Origin of the sequence: Paenibacillus aurantius (assembly GCF_032268605.1) — a bacterium.
In the GTDB taxonomy this organism is placed as follows: Bacteria; Bacillota; Bacilli; order Paenibacillales; family NBRC-103111; genus Paenibacillus_AO; species Paenibacillus_AO aurantius.
On the sequence record NZ_CP130318.1, the window covers coordinates 4,366,396 to 4,375,000 of the forward strand.

The 8,605-nt window shown below is 53.0% G+C and carries 4 protein-coding genes, 4 tRNA genes and 2 rRNA genes (1 of these 10 cut by a window edge); all 10 read right to left on the reverse strand.

Going from position 1 to position 8,605, the window contains the following annotated elements:
* Window positions 1–9 precede the first annotated feature (9 nt).
* Window positions 10–459, reverse strand: a complete 450-nt coding sequence (locus tag MJA45_RS19850) for a prepilin peptidase (RefSeq protein ID WP_315603638.1) — start codon at window positions 457–459, stop codon at window positions 10–12.
* 320 nt (window positions 460–779) lie between these two features.
* Entirely contained in the window at window positions 780–3,068 is a 2,289-nt protein-coding gene (locus tag MJA45_RS19855; protein WP_315603639.1) for a putative bifunctional diguanylate cyclase/phosphodiesterase, read from the reverse strand.
* A 340-nt stretch (window positions 3,069–3,408) separates the two neighbouring features.
* Window positions 3,409–4,596 (reverse strand): MFS transporter, encoded by a 1,188-nt coding sequence (locus MJA45_RS19860; RefSeq protein ID WP_315603640.1) that lies wholly within the window; start codon window positions 4,594–4,596, stop codon window positions 3,409–3,411.
* Between the two features lie 56 nt (window positions 4,597–4,652).
* On the reverse strand, window positions 4,653–5,090 hold the full coding sequence (locus tag MJA45_RS19865) for a MarR family winged helix-turn-helix transcriptional regulator (RefSeq protein ID WP_315603641.1): 438 nt from the start codon (window positions 5,088–5,090) through the stop codon (window positions 4,653–4,655).
* Window positions 5,091–5,345: 255 nt separating this feature from the next.
* Window positions 5,346–5,422 (reverse strand) — tRNA-Pro (locus MJA45_RS19870).
* A 14-nt stretch (window positions 5,423–5,436) separates the two neighbouring features.
* Window positions 5,437–5,528: transfer RNA gene (locus tag MJA45_RS19875), tRNA-Ser, on the reverse strand.
* A gap of 1 nt (window position 5,529) precedes the next feature.
* A tRNA-Asn gene (locus MJA45_RS19880) sits at window positions 5,530–5,605 on the reverse strand.
* Window positions 5,606–5,616: 11 nt separating this feature from the next.
* Window positions 5,617–5,693: transfer RNA gene (locus MJA45_RS19885), tRNA-Ile, on the reverse strand.
* 118 nt (window positions 5,694–5,811) lie between these two features.
* Window positions 5,812–5,928: ribosomal RNA gene (gene rrf / locus MJA45_RS19890) — 5S ribosomal RNA — on the reverse strand.
* Window positions 5,929–6,065: 137 nt separating this feature from the next.
* A 23S ribosomal RNA gene (locus tag MJA45_RS19895) occupies window positions 6,066–8,605 on the reverse strand; it runs 393 nt beyond the window's last position.

Consider the following 8,605-nt stretch of genomic DNA (forward strand, 5'->3'; position numbering starts at 1 on the left):
ACACCCCTGCTAGTTGAGTAATAAGAGCACAATTCCTGTACCGAGCGCCATGAAAGGCGCCAAGGCCAATTCCGTCAGCTTCTTATCCTTGTTTCTGCGGACTCTCTGGACAAGGAGGATTGGCCAAGCCGCCATACCGGCGGCTAGAAACGTAAGCAGCATCGTGAGCAGCCCGTCCGGGGCTCCCAAAGCCGCTCCTATTACACTGAACAGCTTGATATCTCCGCCACCCAGCTGGCCTTTGCTAAGAGCGGCTAGGAGCAAGGAAAGACCAAAGAGCAGGGCCGCCCCAACTATACTGCCGATCAAGCCTGACCAGCGGTCAAAGACCAAATGAAGAATTCCAAAATATACCAATGAAGGTATCGTTAGCCAGTCGTAGATTTTCTTTTCCTTCAGGTCGGTGATGACGGCTACGGCCAGGACAGCAGCTAGGGAGACCCAGGTAACGAGATGCATGAAATGGTGCTTTCCCCCCTTTTGCTAAAAAAAAGAAAATTTTGCTAAAGTCATCTTACCCGCCTTTTTACTCATTGAATCAAGATTCCGGTCCTTTTTTAATAGGCCCAGGCTCTCATTTTTCATACCATTCATTTACAGGCCATCCAGGGGCAGAAGGAAAGAAAGCCGGCCACCCGGTCCGTTCGTTCTAGTTCCATCTTCCTAATGCCTGGAAGTGGAGAGATTTTTTCCTGTTTGGGTACGGTTATTAATCGGTGAGCAGGACAACCCAAAAAAGCAGCTTCGGCCCGAGGACCAAAGCTGCCATTATAGAATCGTTATTGAGCATACCGGTGCTGACTTGGCAGAGAGGAGGCATCCTCTCTCAAAGTGCGGGTGTCGAGCTTTTCTACCCCGTATTGAAAATACCGGATTAAGGCCGAAGCCGTCAACGGCCTGCTGAAATAATAGCCTTGGGCGGTATCGCATCCCATTCGCTTAAGCAGCTGCAGCTGCTCCGAGGTCTCCACTCCTTCCGCCACGACTTTCTTGCCGAGCGTGGTGGACATGGAGATGATCGCGGGAACTATCGAACGGTCCGCATCTTCCTTCGTTAAATCTCCCATGAAGGAGCGGTCAATTTTGATCGTGGAAATGGGAAGCTGCTTGATTACACTAAGGGAGGAATACCCCGTTCCGAAATCATCCATGGCAATCCGGATCCCGAGCTCCGCCAGCTCTTGCAGCATCGTGAGCGTAGCCTGAAGATTGTGGACCACCATGCTCTCGGTAATCTCCAGGCATAGCCTTTGCGGAGCAAGGCCCGTGCTGCTTAAGATGCTTCTAACCCTGGAGACGAAGTCCGGCTGCATAAACTGTCCCGCGGATACGTTGACCGATATCTCCACATGGCCCCCTCCGCACGCTTCCCAGCGTTTCGCTTCCCGGCACGCCTCCTCCAACACCCAATGGCCGATTGAACGGATCAGGCCGGTCTGCTCGGCCACCGGAATGAACTGGGCAGGCGAGATGAGGCCGAGCTCCGCACAGTTCCAGCGAATCAGCGCCTCCACCCCGATCAACCTTTCTCCGTCCAGCTCCACCTGGGGCTGATAGAGAAGAGTAAATTCCCCTCTCTCCAGAGCCTTGCGAAGATAGGCTTCCAGCTCCACATGCCGTTGAAAGGCGGCATTCATTTCCATCGTGTGAAAACGGTACTGGTTGCCTCCGCTTCTCTTGGCATGGTCCATGGCGATATCCGCGTTCATCAGCAGCTGGGTGCTGGTGATTCCATCAGACGGGAACAGGCTGATTCCGACGCTCGCCGAGAGAAAAAATTCCCTTCCCTTTAAGGAGAAAGGCTCGACAAACTGGTAAATGACGAGCTCCGCCGCCTTTACCACATCGTCGTATTCTTCCAGCCCGGAGAGCAGGATCCCAAACTCGTCCCCGCCCAGCCGGGCCAGCATTCCATTGGCGTCGAGACATGCCTCCAGACGCCGGGCGCTCTCCATTAGAGCTTCGTCTCCCCGAGGATGGCCGACCGTGTCATTGATTCGTTTAAACCGGTCCAGATCGACCACCAGAAGGGCGACGAACCCGCTGTTTAAGCGGGATTGCTCCAACCGGGACTCCAGCTCCTTCACGAAGGAAAGGCGGTTGGGCAGGCCGGTAAGGGGATCGTTATGCGCCAGATAGGCCAGCTCGTTCTCCTGGCTCTTGCGTTTACTGATGTCCCGGACGATGGCATACGTATACTTCCCACCGCTGCTGGCCATGCTTTCCGTATCCATGAGAAGTGTCTTGGTTTCCCCTTCCCGCGTCAGGATGGTGAACTCCTGCCCGGTGCCCAGGAACCGGTTCCCCCCCGACTCCTGCCTGCGATCTGGCCGGTCCTCCTGCTTCAGAAAATCGGATAATGGCACCGGGAGTCTTCCGTTCAATCCGCGGCCGAACACCCGCCGGGCACCGGGATTGGCTTCCCAGATTCTCATATCGGCATCAAGCAACAGAATCCCAACCGGGCTCAGTTTATACAACACTTCATATTTGCTGGTGACGGACGGCAGAAATTCGCTTTTATGAATGAGAAAACGGATCGAGATGCCCCAAACCAGAACCGGCAGCAGGAAAAAGAAAGACGGAACGAAAGCGCCCTCTCCCCGTAAAGCCTCCACCGCTCCAACCAGCATCGAAGCCAAGACAAAGAGAAGATCTGTCCGCAGCAGAAGGACAAGCTTTCTTCTTTCGATCTCTCTTTCACATCTCCGGATGGCGAGAAGGGACATGGCCAGATTGCACCCGTGAAGGATGGCCAGAAGGACTAACAGCACAAGCATGCCGCCCCCCAAGATCTCGCGCTTCCACGGAGAATGAATCTCCACCTCACCGAAAAAAAGCCCGAAGGAGCCGAACGATACCCCAGCCAAGTACAGCAATAAAGGGGAAAAGCCCAGCAAGGCTATCCTTTTCACACGAAAAGGAGAATAGGCCCCGATTATTTTTTGATGCAGCATCAGTCCGGTTCCGGCCGCTAACAAGGCGGCGGGGTATTTGAGATAGCCGGACAGCGGGAGGGTATAGTCGGGAGGAAGAAGCTGCTGGAAGCAATCCGCTGTAAAAATCAAGAAAAGACATAGCATGGTAAGCGATGCCAATTGGTTTTCCTTATTCCGCGGATCCCTGCGAATAATGTCGATTGTTGTATATAGGAGAAAAAACAATGGAAGCATGAGAGCAATCAAAGAAAAAAACGTCATGATGTCACCCCTGAAATAACTAGGTCTTTGGTCTCATTTACCATAATTCGACAAACTTTTAATCATTCCTGCTTACCTACCAAAAATAAAAAAAACAGCAAGCCCCGTAGGACTTACCGTTTAATTTCGGGCAGACACCCCCGTCTTTCGTCTCTCTTACCGGATGCCTTTCGATCCTTTTTGACAAAATCTTCGGCCCGGACTCGCCTTACTCCATAACCATCTTCCTCGCTTCGCTCCTCTGCTTGCGGTGATGGAGGGCGTAATAAAGAATCAGGGAAAGGAAGACGAGCAGTCCCCCCCATAAATACATCGTGTGGTAATCGGTGCGCGCGGCCAGCAGGCCAAGGAAATAAGAACCCAGCCCGTAGCCCGAATCAAAAAAGACAAAATAGGTGCCGGTGGCCAAGCCTCTTCGGTGAGGAGGTGCCGATTGAACTGCTATGGTTTGAAAGCTCGGAAGGATCGCACCGTAACCGAGTCCTATAATCCCTCCGGTCAGCAGAAAAATAGGAGCGGAATAGGCTTGACTCAGCCAGACCATTCCGATTACGAACAGGACAATTCCCGGATAAACGAGAACATGCTCCCCTTTCCTGTCGAACAGCCTTCCCGTGAAAGGACGGGAGATCAGGATCATGGCCGCAAAGACGATAAAGAAATAGCTCGCGATGGTTTCCAGCCCGATCGATTTCGCATAGACGGAGATGAACGTAGAGATCGCTCCATAGGAGAAAGCCAGCACGAAGCCAGCCATGGAGATAGGCATCGCTTTAGGCTCCAGGTACCGCTTGATGCTCCAGGAATGGAACGGACTCGGTTTCTTCGGAGGCGAGGAGATGGCGGTCACCGCGCCGCAGAGCAAGGCTAATAAAGCTAAGACCGAAACGACGATGAACAGGACCGTATAGCTGGTATGGGTGGTCAGAGTAAGCCCCAGGAAGGGCCCCACGACCATGGCAAGGCTCATAAAAAGGCTGAAGTAACCGATACCTTCCCCTTTGCGCTTCTCCGGAATGACATCCAGTACAATGGCCGAGGTGGCTGTTGCCGAGATCCCGAAGGCAATCCCGTGAACAAACCGCAAGGCCAAAAGCAGGTAGAATTGATGAATGAACAGATACAGGAAGGAACATACCATAAACATAACCAAGGAGGCGGTGACCAGAACCTTCCGGTTCTTCTCGTCCAGCCACTTTCCCGTCACTACCCGGAAGATGACCGCGGCCACGATAAACACCGTCATGACAAGGCCAATCTGATCTTTACTTCCTTGCAGTTCCTCCAGAACGAAGGTCGGCAAAGTAACGGCCAGAATATAAAAGGTCATAAAAATAAAAAAGCTGCTGAAGCTGATCGTTAGAAAGCTTCGGGTCCATAAAGTGTCCTGCTTCAAGGCTCTCTCTTCTTTCTGTATAGTCTGTACAGCCGGACTCTTTACATTCCTTCTTTCTAATCCGGCGTGTTTTCTAGGTTGTCGATCATTTGAAACAAGACGCTCTTGAAAATCTCCAAATGTTCAGGAGGAATCCGGTTCAGGAGCTTGCTTTCAAATTGTTCTTCCACCAAGGGCCTAACGAGCTCTTGGTGCTCTCTGCCTTTGCCGGTAATGAGGATGCGATAAGATCTCCGGTCCTCCCCATTCGGCTTGCGGCTGATAAACTGCTTCCTCTCTAGGATGTCCAGAATCCGGGTAATGGTCGGCTGGTCCTTATCCGACCGCAGAGCCAGCTCCTTCTGGGTGATATCATCCTCCTCGGCTAACCGTTTCAGTACGGTCCACTGTTCCGGGGTAAGGTCATACGGCTTGAGAGAAAGCGTAAGACTGCGAACCATAACCCGGCTCGCCATGGCGGTTAAATAGCCGAAAGGCTCCTTCTTGGTCTTCATTCTCCACCCCACCGTTCGTTTTTCATTCTCTACCTCTCCGCTCGTTTTTCATTTTCAACCTCTCCGCTGCTCGTTCTTCAATCTCCCCCCGTTTATTTAGTTGTTATAACAATTATAGTCGAAACATCTACTTTAGGTCAAACCCTCCCTCTAGGGATGTCCGCTGGAATAAAAAAAGATCACCGGAACGTTCCGGTGATCCTGGCTGAAAAAAAAGAAAAACCCCCGAAAGCAGGAGTCTGTTGGATAAGAAAATGGTCGGGACGACACGATTTGAACATGCGACCCCCTGGTCCCAAACCAGGTGCTCTACCAAGCTGAGCTACGTCCCGAAACTAATACGGTATGGCGGAGAGAGAGGGATTCGAACCCTCGAGACGCTTGTGACGCCTACACGATTTCCAATCGTGCTCCTTCGGCCAACTCGGACACCTCTCCATGGCTCCCCGAACAGGACTCGAACCTGTGACAACTCGATTAACAGTCGAGTGCTCTACCAACTGAGCTATCAGGGAAAATAAAGGGATGGTGGGCCCTAGTGGACTCGAACCACCGACCTCACCCTTATCAGGGGTGCGCTCTAACCAGCTGAGCTAAGGGCCCTTATTCTCTTAGGCAAGAAAAAATCCCACATGTGTGGGTTTCGCTTGTCCAATCCATTCTCCCAAGACGGGCTTCGCCGTGTGCTAAGTACTATCTTGTTGGAGAAGAAAAAATTTCCGCTTGGCAACGTCCTACTCTCCCAAGATCCTGCGATCTAAGTACCATTGGCGCTGGAGGGCTTAACGGTCGTGTTCGAGATGGGAACGCGTGGTTCCCCTCCGCCATCATCACCAAACGTCAGGGTTTGCACCCTGAAAACTGGAATCGAAGCTTACGTTGTTTCATCCTTTACGCTCCCCTACTTCGTGCTCTCGGGGTCCCCGAAAAGTAATCGGAATCACCTTCGCAGCCTCTGCTTCACTTTTTGGGGTGTAGATTAAGCCCTCGACCGATTAGTATTCGTCCGCTGCATGCCTTACGGCACTTCCACGCCGAACCTATCTACCTCGTCGTCTACAAGGGGTCTTACTAATTGGGAAATCTCATCTTGAGGGGGGCTTCACGCTTAGATGCTTTCAGCGCTTATCCCGTCCGTACTTGGCTACCCAGCGGTGCTCCTGGCGGAACAACTGGTACACCAGCGGTACGTCCATCCCGGTCCTCTCGTACTAAGGACAGCTCCTCTCAAATTTCCTGCGCCCGCGACAGATAGGGACCGAACTGTCTCACGACGTTCTGAACCCAGCTCGCGTACCGCTTTAATGGGCGAACAGCCCAACCCTTGGGACCTACTTCAGCCCCAGGATGCGATGAGCCGACATCGAGGTGCCAAACCTCCCCGTCGATGTGGACTCTTGGGGGAGATAAGCCTGTTATCCCCAGGGTAGCTTTTATCCGTTGAGCGATGGCCCTTCCATTCGGTACCACCGGATCACTAAGCCCGACTTTCGTCCCTGCTCGACCTGTACGTCTTGCAGTCAAGCTCCCTTCTGCCTTTGCACTCTGCGAATGATTTCCAACCATTCTGAGGGAACCTTGGGGCGCCTCCGTTACGCTTTAGGAGGCGACCGCCCCAGTCAAACTGCCCGCCTGACACGGTCCCTCTCCCGGATTCACGGGAGGAGGTTAGAACCTAGATACGATCAGGGTGGTATCCCAACGTCGCCTCCTCACAAGCTGGCGCTCATGACTCTCTGGCTCCCACCTATCCTGTACAGATCGTACCCAAGTCCAATATCAAGCTGCAGTAAAGCTCCATGGGGTCTTTCCGTCTTGTCGCGGGTAACCTGCATCTTCACAGGTATTAAAATTTCACCGGATCTCTCGTTGAGACAGCGCCCAAGTCGTTACGCCATTCGTGCGGGTCAGAATTTACCTGACAAGGAATTTCGCTACCTTAGGACCGTTATAGTTACGGCCGCCGTTTACTGGGGCTTCGGTTCACAGCTTCGCTTGCGCTAACCGCTCCCCTTAACCTTCCAGCACCGGGCAGGCGTCAGCCCGTATACTTCGCCTTGCGGCTTCGCACAGACCTGTGTTTTTGCTAAACAGTCGCTTGGGCCTTTTCACTGCGGCCCCCTCGGGCTATTCACCCTACCGAGGCACCCCTTCTCCCGAAGTTACGGGGTCATTTTGCCGAGTTCCTTAACGAGAGTTCTTCCGCGCGCCTTAGAATTCTCTTCTTACCTACCTGTGTCGGTTTGCGGTACGGGCACCTTCACCTGGCTAGAGGCTTTTCTTGGCAGCATGAGTACAAGACCTTCGGTACTGTAATTTTCCCTCCCCGTCACAGCTCAGCCTTACAGTGTGCGGATTTGCCTACACACCAGCCTTGCTGCTTGGACAGACTCTTCCATCCGTCTGCGTCTCTTCCCTTCTGCGTCACCCCATCGCTCGTAGCGGTTTACGGTGGTACAGGAATGTCAACCTGTTGTCCTTCGACTACGCCTTTCGGCCTCGCCTTAGGTCCCGACTTACCCTGAGCGGACGAGCCTTCCTCAGGAACCCTTAGGTTTTCGGCGGACAAGATTCTCACTTGTCTTTTCGTTACTTATACCGGCATTCTCACTTGTGTGCTCTCCAGCGCTCCTTACGGTACACCTTCAACGTACACACAACGCTCCCCTACCCCAAGACATCTTTAGATGTCGTAGCCATAGCTTCGGTGGCGTGTTTAGCCCCGTTACATTTTCGGCGCAGAGTCACTCGACCAGTGAGCTATTACGCACTCTTTCAATGGTGGCTGCTTCTAAGCCAACATCCTGGTTGTCTGGGCAACTCCACATCCTTTCCCACTTAACACACACTTGGGGACCTTAGCTGATGGTCTGGGCTGTTTCCCTCTTGACGATGGATCTTAGCACTCACCGTCTGACTCCCGGGGTCCAAGTTCATGGCATTCGGAGTTTGACTGGACTTGGTAACCCTTGGCGGGCCCCGCACCCAATCAGTGCTCTACCTCCACGACTTAACCCCCGAGGCTAGCCCTAAAGCTATTTCGGGGAGAACCAGCTATTTCCGAGTTCGATTGGAATTTCTCCGCTACCCCCACCTCATCCCCGAATTTTTCAACATTCGTGGGTTCGGGCCTCCAGTGCGTGTTACCGCACCTTCACCCTGGACAGGGGTAGATCACACGGTTTCGGGTCTACGTCTACGTACTTAAGCGCCCTATTCAGACTCGCTTTCGCTGCGGCTCCAGCTCTTCACTTTAACCTTGCACGTAAACGTAACTCGCCGGTTCATTCTACAAAAGGCACGCCATCATCCATTAACGGACTCTGACTTCTTGTAAGCACACGGTTTCAGGTTCTGTTTCACTCCGCTCCCGCGGTTCTTTTCACCTTTCCCTCACGGTACTGCTTCGCTATCGGTCGCTAGGGAGTATTTAGCCTTGGCAGATGGTCCTGCCGGATTCCCACAGGGTTTCCCGTGCCCCGCGGTACTCGGGATCCGTCTAAGAGAGAGCAGGC

Coding starts and splice junctions, on each gene's coding strand:
- MJA45_RS19850 (WP_315603638.1), bottom strand. CDS start 459: ATGCATCTCGTTACCTGGGTCTCCCTAGCTGCTGTCCTGGCCGTAGCC.
- MJA45_RS19865 (WP_315603641.1), bottom strand. CDS start 5,090: ATGAAGACCAAGAAGGAGCCTTTCGGCTATTTAACCGCCATGGCGAGC.